Annotated in this window: 18 protein-coding genes and 1 pseudogene; 4 read left to right on the top strand and 15 right to left on the bottom strand. The window is 43.6% G+C overall.

The window, feature by feature from the left end; genetic code table 11:
* Positions 1-23: 23 nt before the first annotated feature.
* From NSQ50_RS11250 to NSQ50_RS11230, 5 genes are all read right to left on the bottom strand, one after another.
* Complete coding sequence (locus tag NSQ50_RS11250) at positions 24-515, bottom strand: DinB family protein (RefSeq protein ID WP_036683461.1); 492 nt, start codon at positions 513-515, stop codon at positions 24-26.
* A gap of 31 nt (positions 516-546) precedes the next feature.
* Positions 547-990, bottom strand: coding sequence for a GNAT family N-acetyltransferase (locus NSQ50_RS11245; RefSeq protein ID WP_036683459.1), 444 nt, complete (start codon positions 988-990; stop codon positions 547-549).
* Positions 991-1,363: 373 nt separating this feature from the next.
* Complete coding sequence (locus tag NSQ50_RS11240) at positions 1,364-1,897, bottom strand: AAA family ATPase (protein ID WP_036683456.1); 534 nt, start codon at positions 1,895-1,897, stop codon at positions 1,364-1,366.
* 116 nt (positions 1,898-2,013) lie between these two features.
* Complete coding sequence (locus NSQ50_RS11235; protein ID WP_076224941.1) at positions 2,014-3,432, bottom strand: NAD-dependent malic enzyme; 1,419 nt, start codon at positions 3,430-3,432, stop codon at positions 2,014-2,016.
* A gap of 321 nt (positions 3,433-3,753) precedes the next feature.
* Complete coding sequence (locus tag NSQ50_RS11230) at positions 3,754-4,329, bottom strand: hypothetical protein (RefSeq protein ID WP_036683450.1); 576 nt, start codon at positions 4,327-4,329, stop codon at positions 3,754-3,756.
* Between the two features lie 139 nt (positions 4,330-4,468).
* Between NSQ50_RS11230 and NSQ50_RS11225 the strand changes: the two genes are divergently transcribed.
* Entirely contained in the window at positions 4,469-5,464 is a 996-nt protein-coding gene (locus NSQ50_RS11225; protein ID WP_076142368.1) for an acrylyl-CoA reductase family protein, read from the top strand.
* Positions 5,465-5,776: 312 nt separating this feature from the next.
* On the opposite strand, the pseudogene NSQ50_RS11220 reads toward NSQ50_RS11225, so the two are convergent.
* A pseudogene (locus NSQ50_RS11220) lies at positions 5,777-6,364 on the bottom strand (cupin domain-containing protein); the annotation flags it as partial.
* 171 nt (positions 6,365-6,535) lie between these two features.
* Between NSQ50_RS11220 and NSQ50_RS11215 the strand changes: the two are divergent.
* Entirely contained in the window at positions 6,536-7,393 is an 858-nt protein-coding gene (locus NSQ50_RS11215; RefSeq protein WP_038570045.1) for an alpha/beta hydrolase, read from the top strand.
* Between the two features lie 1,631 nt (positions 7,394-9,024).
* Here NSQ50_RS11215 and NSQ50_RS11210 read toward each other — a convergent pair.
* Complete coding sequence (locus tag NSQ50_RS11210; RefSeq protein WP_139331043.1) at positions 9,025-9,525, bottom strand: hypothetical protein; 501 nt, start codon at positions 9,523-9,525, stop codon at positions 9,025-9,027.
* 207 nt (positions 9,526-9,732) lie between these two features.
* On the opposite strand from NSQ50_RS11210, the gene NSQ50_RS11205 reads away from it, so the two are divergent.
* On the top strand, positions 9,733-10,002 hold the full coding sequence (locus tag NSQ50_RS11205; RefSeq protein ID WP_036689812.1) for an excalibur calcium-binding domain-containing protein: 270 nt from the start codon (positions 9,733-9,735) through the stop codon (positions 10,000-10,002).
* A 2-nt stretch (positions 10,003-10,004) separates the two neighbouring features.
* Here NSQ50_RS11205 and NSQ50_RS11200 read toward each other — a convergent pair whose 3' ends face one another.
* The 6 genes from NSQ50_RS11200 to NSQ50_RS11175 all read right to left on the bottom strand — a co-directional run bounded on the left by NSQ50_RS11200 (position 10,005) and on the right by NSQ50_RS11175 (position 15,390).
* Positions 10,005-10,766 (bottom strand): ABC transporter permease, encoded by a 762-nt coding sequence (locus NSQ50_RS11200; protein WP_036689811.1) that lies wholly within the window; start codon positions 10,764-10,766, stop codon positions 10,005-10,007.
* Positions 10,763-11,512: an ABC transporter ATP-binding protein gene (locus tag NSQ50_RS11195; RefSeq protein WP_179087092.1), complete on the bottom strand. Its 750-nt coding sequence runs from the start codon at positions 11,510-11,512 to the stop codon at positions 10,763-10,765. Before NSQ50_RS11195 ends, NSQ50_RS11200 begins: the two co-directional genes overlap by 4 nt.
* A gap of 122 nt (positions 11,513-11,634) precedes the next feature.
* Positions 11,635-13,260 carry a glycoside hydrolase family 9 protein gene (locus tag NSQ50_RS11190; RefSeq protein WP_076100746.1) on the bottom strand — a complete coding sequence of 542 codons (1,626 nt, stop codon included), beginning with the start codon at positions 13,258-13,260 and terminating at the stop codon, positions 11,635-11,637.
* Positions 13,261-13,416: 156 nt separating this feature from the next.
* Entirely contained in the window at positions 13,417-14,166 is a 750-nt protein-coding gene (locus NSQ50_RS11185) for a GTP pyrophosphokinase (RefSeq protein WP_036689808.1), read from the bottom strand.
* Positions 14,167-14,234: 68 nt separating this feature from the next.
* On the bottom strand, positions 14,235-14,795 hold the full coding sequence (locus tag NSQ50_RS11180) for a GNAT family N-acetyltransferase (protein WP_076100748.1): 561 nt from the start codon (positions 14,793-14,795) through the stop codon (positions 14,235-14,237).
* Positions 14,796-14,811: 16 nt separating this feature from the next.
* Positions 14,812-15,390 carry an LOG family protein gene (locus NSQ50_RS11175; RefSeq protein ID WP_036689805.1) on the bottom strand — a complete coding sequence of 193 codons (579 nt, stop codon included), beginning with the start codon at positions 15,388-15,390 and terminating at the stop codon, positions 14,812-14,814.
* A 97-nt stretch (positions 15,391-15,487) separates the two neighbouring features.
* Here NSQ50_RS11175 and NSQ50_RS11170 point away from each other — a divergent pair, with 97 nt between their 5' ends.
* Complete coding sequence (locus tag NSQ50_RS11170; RefSeq protein WP_036689803.1) at positions 15,488-15,805, top strand: MazG nucleotide pyrophosphohydrolase domain-containing protein; 318 nt, start codon at positions 15,488-15,490, stop codon at positions 15,803-15,805.
* A gap of 83 nt (positions 15,806-15,888) precedes the next feature.
* Here NSQ50_RS11170 and NSQ50_RS11165 read toward each other — a convergent pair whose 3' ends face one another.
* Positions 15,889-16,749 carry an alpha/beta fold hydrolase gene (locus tag NSQ50_RS11165; protein ID WP_076100749.1) on the bottom strand — a complete coding sequence of 287 codons (861 nt, stop codon included), beginning with the start codon at positions 16,747-16,749 and terminating at the stop codon, positions 15,889-15,891.
* Positions 16,750-17,013: 264 nt separating this feature from the next.
* On the bottom strand, positions 17,014-18,051 hold the full coding sequence (locus NSQ50_RS11160) for an HD-GYP domain-containing protein (protein ID WP_036689800.1): 1,038 nt from the start codon (positions 18,049-18,051) through the stop codon (positions 17,014-17,016).
* Positions 18,052-18,169: the final 118 nt, after the last annotated feature.

Here is an 18,169-nt window from a genome sequence, read left to right as displayed (position 1 = left end):
TGAGTATACGCTGAATAGCTTGTCTACGCTTTGCCAGGCAGGCTGTTTATCAGCCCTTTGCCAATCAGTTTAGCTGAAACCGGCGGTTTTCCGATCTCTCTGGCCCAGACAGATAATTGCCCGACATGATGAATCTCATGAGCAATCACATGGCGCATTACCTCACCCCAGGCATCGGTCACGATCCTGCCATCCGGAAGGTGATCCTCAAAAATCCTCTGCTCCAGCCCCTCATGCCAAGCCGTTACAAAGGGTTCCACCTCTGTGTGGAATTTTGCATCCAATTCTCGTACATGCTGCAAAGTCTTGTACTGCTCAAAATCCTCTTGGAAATCCGGTTTTCCTTGCAATACTTGAATCCAGCTCCACTCCACATCCACAATGTGAAAAAGCGTCTCGAGTATACTGCCTACACCACCTATACGTATTGCAAGCAGCTCCTCCTCAGAAATATTTGCACACCACTCATACCATTGTTCGCGGACCATCCAGTTATATTGAAAAAATGTCTGCAAATAAAAACCTCCTAGAAAGTTGTTGTACTTTTTAATGGGAACTTAAATGTTTTCGGTATCCTTCTACCTTTTCATCTCTATAACCTAACGATTCATAGAACACATGCGCTTCCTTCCGCTGCTCACCGGAGACTAAAATAATATAATAGCAGTCTCTTTCCCGGGCCGCTTGTTCAATGGCGTTCATAAGTTTTTTGCCGACGCCTTGACGACGTGCCCGCGCTGAAACGACCACATTCTCAATCACCATAAACGGTTTGCAGTCCCCCACTAAGTCCTGACACACGATGCCCATCAAAGACCCTAGTAACTCCCCCTCTACAAAAGCACCCAATAGAATGTACCGGTTATCCGCCTTAACCACTTTAAACACTTCTTCAAGCTTATTAAGGTCAGACGGTTTATTCATCAGCTCTTGATATAAATTCCCCAGTTCAGGAAGAGATTCCATTTCTATTTCTTTAATATCAACCATGATTGTTCATCCTGCTTTCTTTTAAATTAACAGCCCTGCTCATACACATACAGTCCACCATTCCGTGGATGAGATATACGCTTTCAATTATAACCTCTTTGGACCAACTGCTGTGCCAACATCTTCATAAAAGAAGAATGCCCATAATACCAAGCCATCCGCCCCAGCACTAGCCACATAAAATGGATGCAGCTTAATCTTCTTCATAGCCCCATTATTTACGAACTATCAACTCGAATTCATCCATCTGTCCATCCCACTCTACGCACCAATCCCAGAATGTACGGACTTTAACTCGCCGTTGACTCCCTCAACATTATTGCTGAATTCTTCTGTAGCCTGTTGAATATATTCCGCCGACCAAAAGTTCCTCCTATACCATTTGTAAATATCTCAGCACGATCTCAACACGATCTCCAACCGATAAATCTTCCTCTATTCGTAAAATAGGACATTCCAGTGCGGACATCCATTCCTCATGCAGCACTTTGCTCCTGACTTCAACTCCAGCTACATCATATAATGCCGCCCACTCCATAAAGCTCTGATACGCTTCATATTTACTTCCTCCAGGCAAAATATGATCACCATATCTCTCGTACTCTCTGGCTCTTAATCTATCTAAACGAATTTCCGGTGGAAGTCCTAGAAAAATAACCAAATCGAATAATGGTCGAAGGCCGTCTCCCCAGCCACATACCGCACCGCTCAGAATCCAAGGTTCCTTATGAGTCAAATCTCTTGTAAGTCTTGCTAATCGCTCATTGACCTCACGTTGCTTAGTGAATTTATGCTCCCAAAAATAGTCGTCACTGTCTAACTGGACATGTGGCAACACTTTAGCTAATTCGTAACCTAATGTACTCGTTCCTACGCCTGAGGCTCCCATAATATGAATTTTTCTCATACATTCCCTCACCTTTAAGTGGATTTAAAGTTGCAATTCGGGCAATTTCCCTCCAAATATAAAAACAAATAGACTGCTCTCTAAGTAAGCAAAGCAGTCCATTTATCGTATAGCTCTTATTCCGTTATAGCTGCTACGTCTTTAGGAATCCGGCGTGCTGCATCCGTGGATATAGCCGCTTGGATTACTGCCAGGCGGACCTGTTCAACTACTTTTTCGTTAAAAATACTTGGGATGATATATTGCTCATTGAGTTCATCGGGATGAACGACCGATGCAATGGCTTTTGCCGCAGCCAGCTTCATTTCCAGATTCACAGTTCTAGCCCGGCAATCAAGTGCGCCACGGAAAATACCCGGAAAACATAACACATTGTTGATCTGGTTCGGATAATCACTTCTGCCTGTCGCTAGAACGCGAACAAAAGGTTCTGCCAAATCCGGTTCAATCTCCGGTGTAGGATTAGCCATCGCAAAAACGATGTTATCACTGGCCATGCTTTTAAGATGCTCCACGGTCAGAATCCCCCCACGGGACACCCCAATAAAGACATCTGCCCCTCGTATAACCTCCGTTATTCCACCCTCAATTCCCTCAGGATTGGTTGCGGCAGCAAGCTTCTGCCATTCCGGATTATCATACTGGAGATCTTTTCTGAGAACGCCTTCACGATCAACCGCATAAATATAACGCGCGCCCGCTGCCAGCAGCAGATTACATATGGACACCCCAGCCGCCCCTATACCCACAACAACAATCCGCGCATTTTCAATAGATTTATTAACAACTTTAAGCGCATTCAAAAGTCCTGCAAAAGCCACCACGGATGTTCCATGCTGATCATCATGAAATACCGGAATGTCCAGCTCTTCCGCAAGCCGGCGTTCGATTTCAAAGCAGCGTGGTGAACTTATATCCTCTAAGTTTATCCCTCCAAAGCCAGGAGAAACTGCTTTTACGATATTGATAATTTCATCCGGATCTTTGGTATTTAAGCACAGCGGAAAAGCATCAATGTTCGCCAATTGCTTAAACAGCATCGCCTTACCTTCCATGACAGGCATCGCTGCTTCCGGACCGATATCCCCTAGTCCAAGTACAGCAGTGCCGTCCGAAACGACTGCAACTGTATTTCTTTTCATCGTCAGAGAATAAGCTTTTCTGGGATCTTCGGCAATCGCCGTACACACTCGGGCTACCCCCGGCGTATACACTAAGGATAAATCCTCCCGATTTTTAATCGGCATTTTAGGTGTGATTTCGATTTTTCCGCCAAGATGAGCCAGAAACGTCCGATCCGACACGTTGATTATTTTAATTCCCGGCATCTTCGATAATATTGAGATAATTTCTCCATTAGCTGCGTCTTGCACATTCACTGTTATATCTCGGGTAGTGACATCCTTCCCTGCACGTATCACGTCAATAGCAACAATATCTCCGCCAGCTGCGGCAATTCCTGAAGCAACATCGCCAAAAGATGCAACCGATTTCCGAATTTCGAGCCTGATAATCATTGTAGTCGCAATCGACATGAATTAGCCTCTCTTTCTTCAATCCTATTATTTAAAAAATACTATACTTTCCCATTTAAACATATCTTCCGCCTATTAACTAGATCAACGAAAAATTTTTCTTCATACAGTATTCCCATCCGCACCCGGTCCAAATACATCAGGTATGGCAGCTACGGACACAGAGCCATTTTTCCCGTGAAAATAAATTTCATCATAATCTTAAGTGTATGTAAGCATAAACAAACAGTAAGCTCTTCTACTCTTCATTACCTTCTCTGCATGCTGTAGAGCATCCCGCCGATTCTTTTCTCCGCTGGCACTTTCAGTTGCTCTCCCTCACTAAGGTCTGTACTGCTCTTCTAGCAAAACAGCCTTACCTTCTACAAATGTCAGATGGAATAATCTGTCCACAAGCTCTTCGCTAATAAAATTCGTATAGTCAACTTGCTGAGGTCTCGCCCCATTTAGTTCAGCTATAGTTACATCAGTCTCAAGCTTAAGTCGTTCGATTTCATCGCTTGCATTTCGGATATAGAATCCATTAGGCAATGATTCGGGTTCTTGTATACCATCTTCTTTAGCCGCAATTTCTGCCGCCTCTCCACCGAACCATTCCACCTCATCCAGATCCAGATAAACCGAGTTCCCTTCTGTGATTACTCCCTTTATAAAAGCTAATTTTTTCTCCACTTGAGGTAAGTTATAAATAATTTTTTTCAGTTCCTCCACGCTTTCACCCTGCACTCCACTCTCAGAGTTAGATTGGATTGAAATCTCGCCTATAGTTTGAACAAGCTCCTTGGTAGTTTGGTTAGTCTCTTTTGGTGGCTTGTTATAAAAAGAATATCCATTAAAGCCAAGTGAGACTAATGTGATACCCGCTAAGACTGTACCCATTAAATTTTTCCATTTCATAAGCTTCACCCTCTATCACAAGATTTAACGGAACCTTAATAAACAATTGCGCTATATCATAGACAATCACAAGTTGACCGGGCAGAATAAATATTATATACATGTCTTACCTATAACGTAGTTGAAGGAGCTCACACTTATGACAGAATCATTTCAAGCGTTAGTTGTCGACAAAACAGAATCTTCCTTCTCCGTAGCTGTTAAACCGGTTACCCTAGAGGATCTGCCAGCTGGAGAGGTTGTAATTAAGGTTGCTTACTCCAGTGTAAACTATAAAGACGGTTTAGCCAGTATTCCAAACGGTAAAATTCTAAGAACATATCCCTTTATTCCAGGGATAGATTTATCCGGTGTTGTGGTATCTTCCACAGATGAGCGGTTTCATAAAGGGCAGCAAGTCATTGCGACAGGATATGGTGTTGGCGTATCACACTTTGGCGGCTTTAGCAAATACGCTCGGATTCCAGCAGGTTGGATCACTCCCCTTCCCGAAGGCCTGACGCTTAAAGAAGCTATGATCTACGGTACTGCAGGACTGACAGCTGCCTTGTCCATACTAGCCCTGGAAGATCATGACGTTTCCCCGGACAAAGGCAAAGTACTTGTAACAGGCGCTACCGGCGGTGTAGGTGGATCTGCTATTGCCATGCTTGGCGCAAAAGGGTATAGCGTAGTGGCAAGCACAGGTAACGCCAAAGCTACCGATTACCTTAGAGGTATAGGAGCCGAAGACGTGATCTCACGTGAAGAGGTCATTGGCGGCGCCAGCAAACCCTTGGACAAACAATTATGGCAAGGCGCAGTAGATTCGGTGGGTGGTGACACCCTTGCCGCAGTTTTGAGTAAAATCACCTACAGAGGTTCTGTAGCTGCAAGTGGCTTAACCGGAGGCACTTCAGTTCCAACTACAGTACTTCCGTTTATTCTTCGGGGTGTTAACCTTCTCGGCATAGATTCCGTTGAATGTCCTGCAGACCTTCGCCAGAAGGCTTGGAAACGGATGGCGAGCGATCTGAAGCCAAGTCAGCTGGAGAACCTCGTGGATCGTGAAGTCACGTTAAACGAACTACCGCAAGCATTGGAAGATATTCTACAAGGAAACCTTAGAGGAAGAGTACTTGTCCGTTTATCCTAGGTTTAACAACGAAACCTCCCGGAATCTAGAGTTCCGGGAGGTTTTTTTAGTTTACTCTTGGTTATTTGGATACTGGTAATGCGGCTGCTGCTGTACATAGGGTTGTTGGCGATAATGCTGATCATAACCCTGCGTATAGTACCCTTGCATCGGGTATGGCTGATAATTAAAGGCTTGTGTAGCTGGAGGCATTTGTGAAGATATCGGGATGGGTTGTGCCTGCATATGAGCGTATGGATTCATATTTGGCTGCATATTAGGATGCATATTTGGTTTAACATTGGCTTGCATATTTGGGACCATGTTAGGGGCCATGTTAGGGGCCATATTAGGAGCCATATTGCTGCTGCCCATTACTTTATCTTCTTCGCAGCAGTCAGCAGGAGGGCCGATGAAGGTTCCCGGCTTGATTGGAGCAAGAGCTTCTTTTACCTTAGCTTCATTTAAGCAGTAAGTATGGGCTAATACATTTGCTGGGGTTTTGCTAAGAATATCCGAACCTAAAATGACCTCAGGAATAGGTGCGTCAAAAATCGCGAGCAGATGTGTATTATCCGCAGTAGCTACCTCATAATGCCACCAGCCTTGCGGCACGTTTGCCACTTGACCCGGACAAATCGGAAAATGCAGAAGTTCATTTGTGAACGGATTGATTAAAGACACTACCGCTGAACCGCAGATACAATATACAAGCTCTGCAGCATTTTGATGATAATGAGGTTCCACAACATTTGATTTGCTAAGAAAAATATCCAGCAGCGATATGTTCTCAAGCGTGTTCAATTGTTTAATCGACAGCAAGTTAATGAAGTTGTTGGCATCTTTTTTAAAAAGTGTATTGGTGTTCACATCAAAAGTAAACTCTGTATTGGGGGACGTATAGTCCATGTATGAAGTCACTTTTTTTCCTGCCTTTCTGTTGCTATAAATTTTTGCTTTCCCTAAACACAAGATATGCGTTTGCCTATGCCTAGGTGCGGAGATTCACTACTCCTGATAAAAATTCATCTTTCTTTTCTAAACGGGGCATCCTCTAAGTATTACACTCTCACCCCACATAGGAGGCATAGTATGAAATCCATTCACACAAAAATAGTGTTAGCGTTATGTATCACTCTCTTTACAATTATGGGTTTCCAGCCTATGAATCTCAGCTCCACGGTTGAGGCCGCCAATAACAAAACATCATCGAAACAGGCGCCTCTTACATTTGTTCTAGTTCATGGGTCTTGGGCTACTGCTGGTTTTTGGGATCAAACGGCCGCCGCACTTCGCAGCTTAGGACACACCGTCTATACTCCGGAATATGCCGGTCATGGCGGGGACAAAAACAATAATGTAACGCATGCGCAAATTACACAATCTGTTGTCGACTTTATCAAGCAAAAAGACTTAAAGGATATCATTCTGCTCGGACATAGCTTTGGTGGATCGGTGATCCAAACCGTCTCTCAGCAAGTACCGGATCGGATCAAACGTCTGGTATTCTTCGATGCCTTCGTACCGCTGGATGGGCAAAGTCTGGCGGACCAATTTCCAGCTGATTCGCTTAAGTACTTTGAACAGCTAAGAGATACTTCCGGCAATAACACCATAACGCTCCCCTTTCCTCTCTTCCGGGATACATTCGTCAACACCGCCAGTCTTGCGGAAGCGCAAGCTTTTTATAAAAAAGCTCCTCCTGAGCCAGCAAGTCCACTTTTCGAAAAGCTTGATCTCAAGAAATTCTACAGTCTCCAGATCCCCAAAAGTTATCTTTATCTAACGGAGGACACCGCGATACCGCAAGGTCCATACGGATTCCATCCTACACAATCCAGTCATTTAGGCGTCTTCCGCTTCATCGAGGGCAAAGGAGATCACATGACCACCGTTCGAACCGAACCCAAAATGCTGGCGGAATTGATGGTGAAGGCGGGAAGAGATTAGTCGCTAACAACTGGATAGTCTAGGTAGCTGTTGTGGCTTGAGCTGGGGTTCGCGAGCTGGGCTGGTGACGTGAGCTGGGCTGGTGGCTCGAGCTGAGCTATGCGATGTGAGTTGGGCTGGTGGCTCGAGCTGCGCTTTGTGATGTGAGCTGAGCTATGCGATGTGAGTTGGGCTGTGTAATGCGAGCTGGGCTATGCGATGTGAGTTGCGCTTTGTAATGCGAGCTGGGCTATGCGACGTCAGTTGCGCTGTATGATATGAGCTGGGCTGGTGACGTATGCTACACTCTATAATGCAAGCTGGGCTTTGTGATGCTGAGTTGGCCTTCCACTCTGAGCTGAACAATGCGACTCTAAATACACTAGAGCTTAGCGGGGATCGGACCGAGGAGCTCTTATTTTCACAATTTCGGCGATTTAGCCATGCTATCGGACTCAGATGCAGCTATTCACCCAAAAGTACTCCTATAATGCGTGATTTCAGGGGAATAAGAGCCATACAGTCCGAAACTCTCGCCAGAACGATCATAATGCCAAAATAGCTGCAATACGGTCCGTAACGATGTCTGACGCGAGGTCTCTTAATTAATCACCAACGTAGGCTGATGATTTGTGACGCTGAGCAGGTATTGTCACTCTGAGCTGAACATTGCGACTCCAAATCCACTAGAGCTTGGCGGTGATCGGACCGAGGAGCTCTTATTTTCACAATTTCGGCGATTTAGCCATGCTATCGGACTCAGATGCAGCTATTCACCCAAAAGTACTCCTATAATGCGTGATTTCAGGGGAATAAGAGCCATACAGTCCGAAACTCTCGCCAGAACGATCATAATGCCAAAATAGCTGCAATACGGTCCGTAACGATGTCTGACGCGAGGTCTCTTAATTAATCACCAACGTAGGCTGATGATTTGTGACGCTGAGCAGGTATTGTCACTCTGAGCTGAACATTGCGACTCCAAATCCACTAGAGCTTGGCGGGGATCGGACCGAGGAGCTCTTATTTTCACAATTTCGGCGATTTAGCCATGCTATCGGACTCAGATGCAGCTATTCACCCAAAAGTACTCCTATAATGCGTGATTTCAGGGGAATAAGAGCCATACAGTCCGAAACTCTCGCCAGAACGATCATAATGCCAAAATAGCTGCAATACGGTCCGTATCGATGTGTGAAGCGAGGTTTCTTAATTAATCACCAACGTAGGCTGATGATTTGTGACGCTGAGCAGGTATTGTCACTCTGAGCTGAACATTGCGACTCCAAATCCACTAGAGTTTGGCGGTGATCGGACCGAGGAGCTCTTATTTTCACAATTTCGGCGATTTAGCCATGCTATCGGACTCAGATGCAGCTATTCACCCAAAAGTACTCCTATAATGCGTGATTTCAGGGGAATAAGAGCCATACAGTCCGAAACTCTCGCCAGAACGATCATAATGCCAAAATAGCTGCAATACGGTCCGTAACGATGTCTGACGCGAGGTCTCTTAATTAATCACCAACGTAGGCTGATGATTTGTGGAGAAACAGACCACGTGGACTGATCGATGTGCTTTCGAATCAAAAAAAGAGCAAGCGTATGGGAACCCCCTACTACGCTTGCTCTTTTTCCTATCCATAACCAACCTACTTCCTAGGCAATCCGCCACGCGGCAGCTCGGGGTCCGATGTCACTCCGGTAATCACCCAGCTATTCTTCTCTTGCACAAGTGAGATTGTCAAAAGTATAGAAGGTGCTGGTCCACTTGAAGTCGCAGTATCCAGACGCATTTCAATGACCTCTGAATTCTTGTTAATTATCGTTTCTTTAGTGACCTCGTAGTTCGTGATCCAAGGGCTGGAGACACCCGTCACCCAGTTTAGTTCAACAAACCGCGGATACATAATCTTTTTGAAATCTTTGGAGAAGATCGAATATTGAATCGAGGCATTCCGATGTTGTAATCCGAACCCGTATAGCTCTGATGCTTGAATTGCAGAAGGTAATATAATGCGCCTAGACTCCGGAGCTGGCTTGGGCATAGCCGATAGCAGTTCTCCATTAACGTGAGTCATAGTAACGGGGGCTGATGCACCCATAGCCATTCCCGGCAGAAGCAACAATCCCGCAATTAAGGCAGTCGCCATTTTCATTTTGCTAATTAGAATCACCTCATTCGTAGCCTGTTCACTACATGTGAATTGAATCTAATTATTCCCCCACTTCACTTATAAATATGTACACGGTTTCCAAATCCACCAATAATGTATACCTCAATGAATTAAACTGGTAATATAAAATACAACGATACTACACAATCATTAATTCCATTAGATTTTTATAGGAGTGTTCCCATGAAAAAAATCTTAAACATCTGTCTAGTAGCAGGCCTGCTACTCACTCTATCCGTCGCTACCTTGAATACAGCTAGCGCAGAATCCAAGGCCAAAACCTACAAAAACTGCACGGAGCTAAACAAAGATTACAAAGGTGGAGTAGCCATTTCCAGCTCAACCAAGAACAAAGGCGGCAAAACGAAATACAAACCCTACGTATCGAAAGAACTCTATACTGCCAATAAAAAAAGCGACCGTGACAAAGACGGAATTGCTTGTGAGAAATAGGCTTAGCCTTGCTCCACTATTTGCTTGAGCCTTAGATCCGGCGTGAAAAAGAGTCTGTAGCTCAGTACACTGAGCAGCATACTCGTTACGGCAGCAGAGGCAGTGAACGAGAACACAATTAATATCTGATAACGAACAGCTACTACAGGATCAGCACCCGCGATGATCATTCCGGTCATCATTCCAGGGAGTTGAACAAGCCCAACCGTCTTCATACCGTCGATGGTAGGAATCATGCTGAATTTTACAGATCTTTTTCTAACTTCCTGGATCGCCTGTGGGACCGTTGCGCCAAGAGACAACAACGTTTCAATCTCCCCTTTGCTCTGCTGAATTTCATGCTTGATATGGTTAATGAACAACCCTGAAACCACCATAGCACTGCCAATGGTCATGCCGCTAATCGGAATGATATATTGTGGCGTAGCCTCAATGATATGTAAGCTGAGCAGAATGCCCATCATGAGCAGTTCCATAGTAGCAATCGCCAGTCCAATTCTCCAGACTAATCCGCGCAAGCCTTTGCCTCTTTTGGCTGCATTCCATGCGGCTACACTGATCATAAAGAGTATTATCACAATTACATAAATGACCTGCTCCGATTTAAAAATAAATTGCAGCACATACCCCACCGCAAGCAATTGAATGGCCGACCGCACTGTGCCTACAATGATATCTTTTTCCAGTCCGAGCTTTTGCCACACGGAGACCAACATTGTCCCTAATACAAACAGAAGCGTGAAACTTAGTGCTGTATAACTCATAACAACGACGCTCCTTCCGAAGGCCGAACGAACCTTTTAGCCAATTCTTCCGCAGATTCAGCAAAAAAAGACTCGCTCACATGCTGTTCCAACCTGCCTTTTCCCATAAACCATGTAGTTGTGCTTATTCTGCTCGCCTGCTTAAGATCATGAGTGACCCAAATCATCGAAGTGCCTTCTTCCTTATGCCAATCCTCTAGTAGCTTCTCAACCATTTGAGTGCTGTTGACATCGAGCGAAGCGGTGATTTCATCGAGCAATAATACCGTAGGTCGGAGCAGCAAGGATCGAATTAAAGAAATCCGCTGCTTTTCACCACCCGAACAATCTGCCGCTTTTTTGCTTAAATCCAAATGCTCCAGCCCCAATTGCCCAATTAGTCGCTGCACTAGTTTAAGATCATAAGGTTTGTCATGCAGTCTGCTGACAGTTCTTAGATTATCCTCCACACTGCCAGACAGCATGACCGCTTGTTGTGCTACAAATCCTATTTTCATCCTCCATAATCTCGCATTCATAATTTTATATGAAGTCCCCTTTACCAACATATCTCCCTCATCCGGAGCATCCAAGAGAGCCAGGATTCTAAGGAGTGTACTTTTCCCTTGGCCAGAGGCACCAATCAATGCGATGCGGTCCGATTCAGCTATGTCTGCGGAGATCTCCGAGAAAAGATATTTTGAAGTTTGGTCGTTACTTTTCCAGTTAAGTTTTGCAAGTCTCTGAATCTCAAAAATACTACTCAATCCCCTACCTCCTAATACCATCCGCTAAAATAGCATACCGTCTAGTATTATAGCATTTCAACTATAAAAAAGAGAAAGACATCCAGATCCAGGACGCCTTTCCCTATTCGAACTATTGCTTTTTATTGATTAAACCGGGCCACAACAAACACCGCAGGTGAATTCCAATAGATCGTCACTTCATTCGTAGAATAGCTAAGCTCATGATCGACAAAGCACTGCGCAGCTGGTTTTCCCTGTAAATGCTCAACTACATATTCATCATGCAGCCCACGATCTGGCCCCCCTGACACCAATCCTGGCACCGGATCAGCCACTTGGTCACCTACAGAAGGGCGATGATGCGGATTCATCACGGCATGATCCCCAAATCCGGTAACATAGCTGATATCCAATACGTTACGCCCCATCAGATAATGTAGATGATCTAAGGCACAGTCCGCAAAACCGGAGTCTCCACTAAAATATTCAGCCGCCAGCAGCAGCATTGCATTGTTCATTACAAGCATATTACTGCCCCAGATATAGTCCTCCTCTTTTAAAGAGATCCTATAGCCCTCCTCACGACTCTGTTCCACTAATCGTTGCGCCTCAGCAACAAGCCCTTCTTTTAACGAGACATATAAAGCACGTTCTGCTTGCTCCTCACCATTTAACAGATAAGCAATAGTGCCATAGCCCCCCATATCACCCCAGCCTAAACTGTATTTTGGAAAAGCCAGCTGCACTAGCTGGAGAACAGCTTGATGATACTCCTCTTTCCCTGTCGTACGATACAGCTCCGCCGCTGCCCAATACCGCTCGTCCTTATCGACTCCATCCCCGTATTCTCCAGTGCTAATCTCAGGCGGATTCGTAAAACCGTGTACATCTGGATGCTGAACAAGCCATTCCCATGCTGCCCCTGCAGCATCCAGACATTTCCGCGCATAAGCAGCATCAAAAGACTCGTACACTCTTGCAGCCATAGCCATAACCCCAGCAAAATCTCCAGTAGCAGTAGCAGATATTGGTGAGAAGTACAGATCCGCTGTATCGTCCTCAGGCATAACATCCAGTCCAGGAAAGCTTAGCGTAGTCAGTTTATGGTATACACCACCTGTTGCGGAGTCTTGCATTTTAAACAACCAATCGAGCTCCACCTTGCATTCCAGCAGCACATCTGGCGTAGATCCATCACTTTCAGGCAATGGGATAGCGCTTACAAAAGCCGAGGGATATAATTCATATGCAAGCAGCATATCCGCGATAGCTTTCGCTCCGGGACCGCTATATTTTCCATAATCACCTGCATCATGCCAGCCACCCGAACAGTCTAGTTGAAGATCCGGTTGCCCATATACAATCCCTTTTGCGGTATGACACGCCTTGTGCTTCCAATCTTCAGCATATTCTTCAGTCAATTCAACGCCACAGCGATAATAATAGAAAGCTTTCAGCAAGCCCTGTTGAAGCTCATGATAAGGCTGATCTGAGATTGTAAAGGATGCCGAAGCTACACCCTCGCCCTGCTCAATCCGATATCTTCCCTCAGCCTTGACCTCCGAGAAATCACCTGTGTGCAAAGTTACTCCACTGGCTTTATCAAATCTTCCAGCATCTGAACTACCTTTGAACACAATAGTCCCGCTATCAACATCAACTACCTGAAAATCATGCTCAGCACCTGTAAATACTGCGATTTTTTCTCCATCCAGCGGATATCCGATTTGATTCACAGTAATGGCGCGAAGTGTACGCTCGCTCATCTTCATTCTCCTTTTATGTAAAAATGATGAAGCTGAAGTAACCTTTCTCTTCTAGTTGAGAATACTCTATTCTAGTTATCTATGGCAATGATGTATACAAGAAAAAACCTAGAGTCACCCGAAACGAAACGGATAACTCTAGGCGGACAAAACAGCTTATTTATCGTCAAGCAGTTTAATAAAGTTAGCTGGAAGTGTGAACTGCTTATTATGAACCACTATACGGCGAAGCTCCTCCTCGAAAGAGCTAAGATCATCTTCATCATCGTCTTTAATTTCTTTTATATCTCGGTGCAGACGCTCCATTTGCAGATCAAGAGCATGGGCGGCATCCGCCGCATTTTTCAGCTCACGAGTCATGCTCTCAGGTACTGATTTATTATATTTATAAAAGATTTTATGTTCGAGGCTTGCCCAGAAATCCATAGCAATGGTACGAATTTGAACTTCTACACAGACAAGCTCCTGGCGATCGGACATAAAAACAGGGACTTGAATCAGCAAATGAAGACTCTGATATCCGTTAGGTTTAGGATTCTTAATATAATCCTTCACCTCAAGAACCGTTAGATCATCCTGCTTCTGAAGCATCTCACTAACATGATAGATATCAGAGATAAAAGAACAGGTGATCCGCAGACCAGCGATGTCTTTAATACAATTTTTCACTGAATTCAGCGATAATTCACCATTTTTGCGCAGCATTTTGTTCATGATACTCTCTGGTGACTTAATACGCGATTTGGTATGTTCAATTGGGCTGTAATCATGCAGAGACTGAAACTCCTGTTTTAGGATCTCAATCTTTGTTTCCATCTCATCCAATGCAAATTTATAAATCAACATGAAACGAGTGATATCGTGCTTAAGCTTCTTAAATTGTTCAATTTGATTCTCGGGGGTCATTATCTCATTTCTCCTCTTGTAGCGTTTCTCTATATTTATCATAGCCAATCCACTAGTGAAATTCAAATTCAGCGGTATTCACTTTTCAATTTAGAGAAGACAGCAAGATCCACATACCGACCTTTTTCGAACTCATGTTGCCTTAAGACCCCTTCTTTGTAGAAGCCGAGCTTATTCATCAATATAAGTGACGCCTCATTTTTCGGTTCCACTCTCGCTTCAATTTTATTTAGTCTTATGTTCAAAAAGCCAAACTGCATAACACGGTTCACTACCTCTGTCATAATCCCCTTTCCCCAAAAAGCAGGCATTAAGTCATACCCAATTTCCACACGATGATGATCTTGCTCATAATTCAGAAATCCGCAGGTTCCAATCACTTTTTGAGTCTCACGATCTTCAATCATCCACCGTAAACCGGATTGTTCCTTAAAAATTTTGTCATACCATTTCATTTCATCTATCGCATCCTCGACCGAAATGAAGGGTGTAAATGGCATATATTTTACAACGGCTTCTTGGGAATAAAGTTCAAATATATCATAGCGATCATTTTCTGTTGCTTTACGTAGTGTGCATCGTTCAGTTTGTAACACAGGGAAATCAGTAAATGCAAATTCTGAATTCATGTAAGTTCTCCTTTTTCTAGTTGAGCTGTTTCCACTTTTGCTCTAGCGTTTGCGGAACATACTCCTTCAATAGAGTTAAGAGTTCCAACGGCTCGTTGGATACGTTTAGCAGACTGAGATGCGAAGAATTAGAGAAGCCTTCTTGGATACTGTTATGAATCAGATTCAGCAGAGGATCAAAATAATTCCTGATATTTAGAACCCCTACCGGCTTCTTGTGTATGCCAATTTGTGACCAGCACAAAACCTCAAAAAGCTCCTCATACGTTCCAAACCCTCCAGGTAAAGCAATGAAGCCATCTGCCAATTCTCCCATTTTTGCTTTACGGCCATGCATATCTTCTACTTCTATCAACTCCGTTAATTCTCTATGTACCATTTCCCCATTAAATAATCCTCTAGGCATTACCCCGATTACCTCGCCTCCACCATTCAAAACAGCATTAGCGACTTCACCCATTAATCCGATTTTTGAGCCACCGTAAATTAAACGATAATTATTCATAGCCATGTAGTTACCAAGTTCAACAGCTTTAGCTTTATAATCCTCATGTCCCCCTAAATTCGATCCTGCGAAAACACATATTGATTTCAAAATCCCATCTCCAAACTATATATTGATAATGTCCGCTATCTAATATACTATATGTTGGAGTATAAATCATGTGAAAGATTAAGGAGTGCTACATAATATGGAAATTAATGATGTGCAGAAATGGATTAATCATTTTTATGGAGAACGAGGCTGGACTACTTATGGTCCTTTTATAAGAGTGGGATTCTTAATGGAAGAGACAGGTGAAGTAGCACGAGCTGTACGCTCCTATGAAATCGGCAGAGATCGACCGGATGAATCGACTCGCACTCCAGAGCAACTGAAAAACGACTTGATTGAGGAAATCGGGGATGTTCTCGGAAATATCGCATTGTTAGCCGACTTATATGGCATCACTTTAGAAGAGGCTTTTACTGCACATAAAGACAAATTAGTGAAGCGGTTTAATTCCTAGGGACAAAGTAATCCTGAAAAAAATAGGACTACAATCGGCAACACCGAATTGTAGCCCTTCTTTAATTTACTCTTTAAGCCCTGTTAAGCTTTACCGCCTAATGTATGATTCGAAATCGCTTTGATTATGGTTTCCCAATCATCCGGGTGGACTTCGTGGCCCGTTCCTTCCAGGGTTAGAAGCGACGCATTAGGAATTTCCGCAGCAAGTGCCAAGCCATGCTCTATAGGAAGCACCGTGTCTTCTGTGCCGTGGATAACCAAGGTAGGAACCATGATATTTTTTGCCTTGCCCTCGTAGTCGTCATCCCCTGTAAGGAGAGAATGATTAAACATGCTAAGCAAGTTGTTGGCACGTTTTATTTCCATCCTTACTTGTTTATACACTCTTTTCTCATCGAATTTATGTTTTGAACCACAGAGTATGCCGGAACCTGAAACCAAATAATTGGCTACCGCTTCCTCATTAGACCAATCCAGTGTTGCTCCATCTGCATGGAATGCGAGGATCCGCTCATCCATAGGAGGCAAGTTCCGATCATTATCATCAGATTCGAAAAAACTTGATGCGATCAAGGTTAAGGTTAGAACTTTTTGCGGATGACGTGTAGCAAGGACTTGTGCAATCATTCCGCCTAAGGACATCCCAACGATATTTGCCTGTTCAATATTATAGGCGTCTAGTAACCCAGCGGCATCATTAGCCATATCTATCACGGTATAATTGGAACTCCCAGACTCATAAACAACGGAACGTCCGACATCCCGGTTATCATAACGAATAACGTAACGTCCGGTATCTGCTAATCGCTGACAGAACTCTTCATCCCAATAAACCATAGAACATGTGGCACCCATAATCAGCAATATCGCAGGATTGCTAGGATCTCCAAAACTTTCCGAGCATATATCAATTCCGTTTACTTTTACTATTTTTTCGCTCATTGTTCATTCCTCATTTCATTCGAATTTTATCAATGAATGCACAGTTAAATAAGACTCAATACATTTTCAAAAAAATGGATGATGTCATCATTGAATTGCACCTCAAATTAACGTAAACGAATGAATTTGATAATCACGATAAGCACTCTCCTATTCCATATTAAAGGGTTTTTAACCCAATTCCGATTATAACACAAAAAAGCTATCCCCTGATTTTACGGATCAAGGAGATAGCCTTACTATTTTTCGCCACAAAAATATTCGTTAAATAAATACTTCTTCAACAGTCAAATTACGCTCTTTAGATAAGTCTCTGAACGTAGTCTCATTTATTTTTACCAGAGGTTTGAAAATATCCAACGGATTATTCATAATAATCGTACCTTGCTCACCATTGCTAAGCTGAACGCTCTTACCCACAAAATTCGGCAATAAATGTCCGATCAGAGCTTGTACCGCATTTCCATTCAGCTTGCCAAATCCAAGTTCATGTACCTTGCGAAGAACGTTAATCAGGCCTTGTTTCGGTTGATTCGCTCTTCCTAAGGTCATGCCTACATAAGTATTTGCGACAGCAACAATCTGCGTATACGGGTGCAAGTCCTGTTTACGGAGATTGTTAGGATAACCTGTACCATCCTCGAATTCATGATGCTGAAGCGCCACTAGTGCGGTCTTTTCGTCATTCATCGATTTAAGGATAATGTCGTATCCATACGTAGTATGACGTTTTAGTTCTTCTGATTCTTCAGGAGTTAAGTTATCCGTCTTATTTAAGATATGTGGAGCAATCTGGCTTTTTCCGATATCGTGCAAATAACCGGCTCTACTAATCTCAAATCTTTCGGCTTTTGTATGACCTAACCAAGTCGCTATGTAAAAGGATAACAGTCCGACCTGCAATGAATGATTGTATGTACTGATATCATCACGTTCAAGCAGCAATAATAAAGAAACGACATCCTTTTGTTCATCCAATTTCTCCAGCAATGGCTGCAGCGTATTATCAACATCCGACTGCGTAAAGCTACCCTTGCTGAGTGCTTCCAGAAATATAGATTCATAGTTTTGGATGGCTTGATCAAAATTACCATCTATCCCTTGTGCCACATTCATTTCTTCATTATCCAGCGCCATCATGCGTGGTTCAATATCGACATAATCAATCTGATGCCTCATCAGGATGGTGATTTCTTCTCCGTAGACCACTGTCCCCTTCGGAAGCACGTGTAGGCCAACACTATTGAATGTATCTGCTATTAGACAATCGCCATGTTTGAGATCTGTGACATGAGCTTTCAAAATTCAGCACCCCTTACTATATGTAGGTATATTTTACCTTAAGGATAGCTAAATTCTTCCAAAGTAACAATATGGTTAAAGTCTCATTAAACCACTCGGTTAGTTCAAAAGACCCCCG

The sequence above is a fragment of the Paenibacillus sp. FSL R10-2788 genome (assembly GCF_038003885.1).
Taxonomy (GTDB): Bacteria; Bacillota; Bacilli; order Paenibacillales; family Paenibacillaceae; genus Paenibacillus_AQ; species Paenibacillus_AQ odorifer.
Note: the sequence above shows the minus strand (reverse complement) of the source record. Positions and strands in the feature narration are given on the sequence as shown.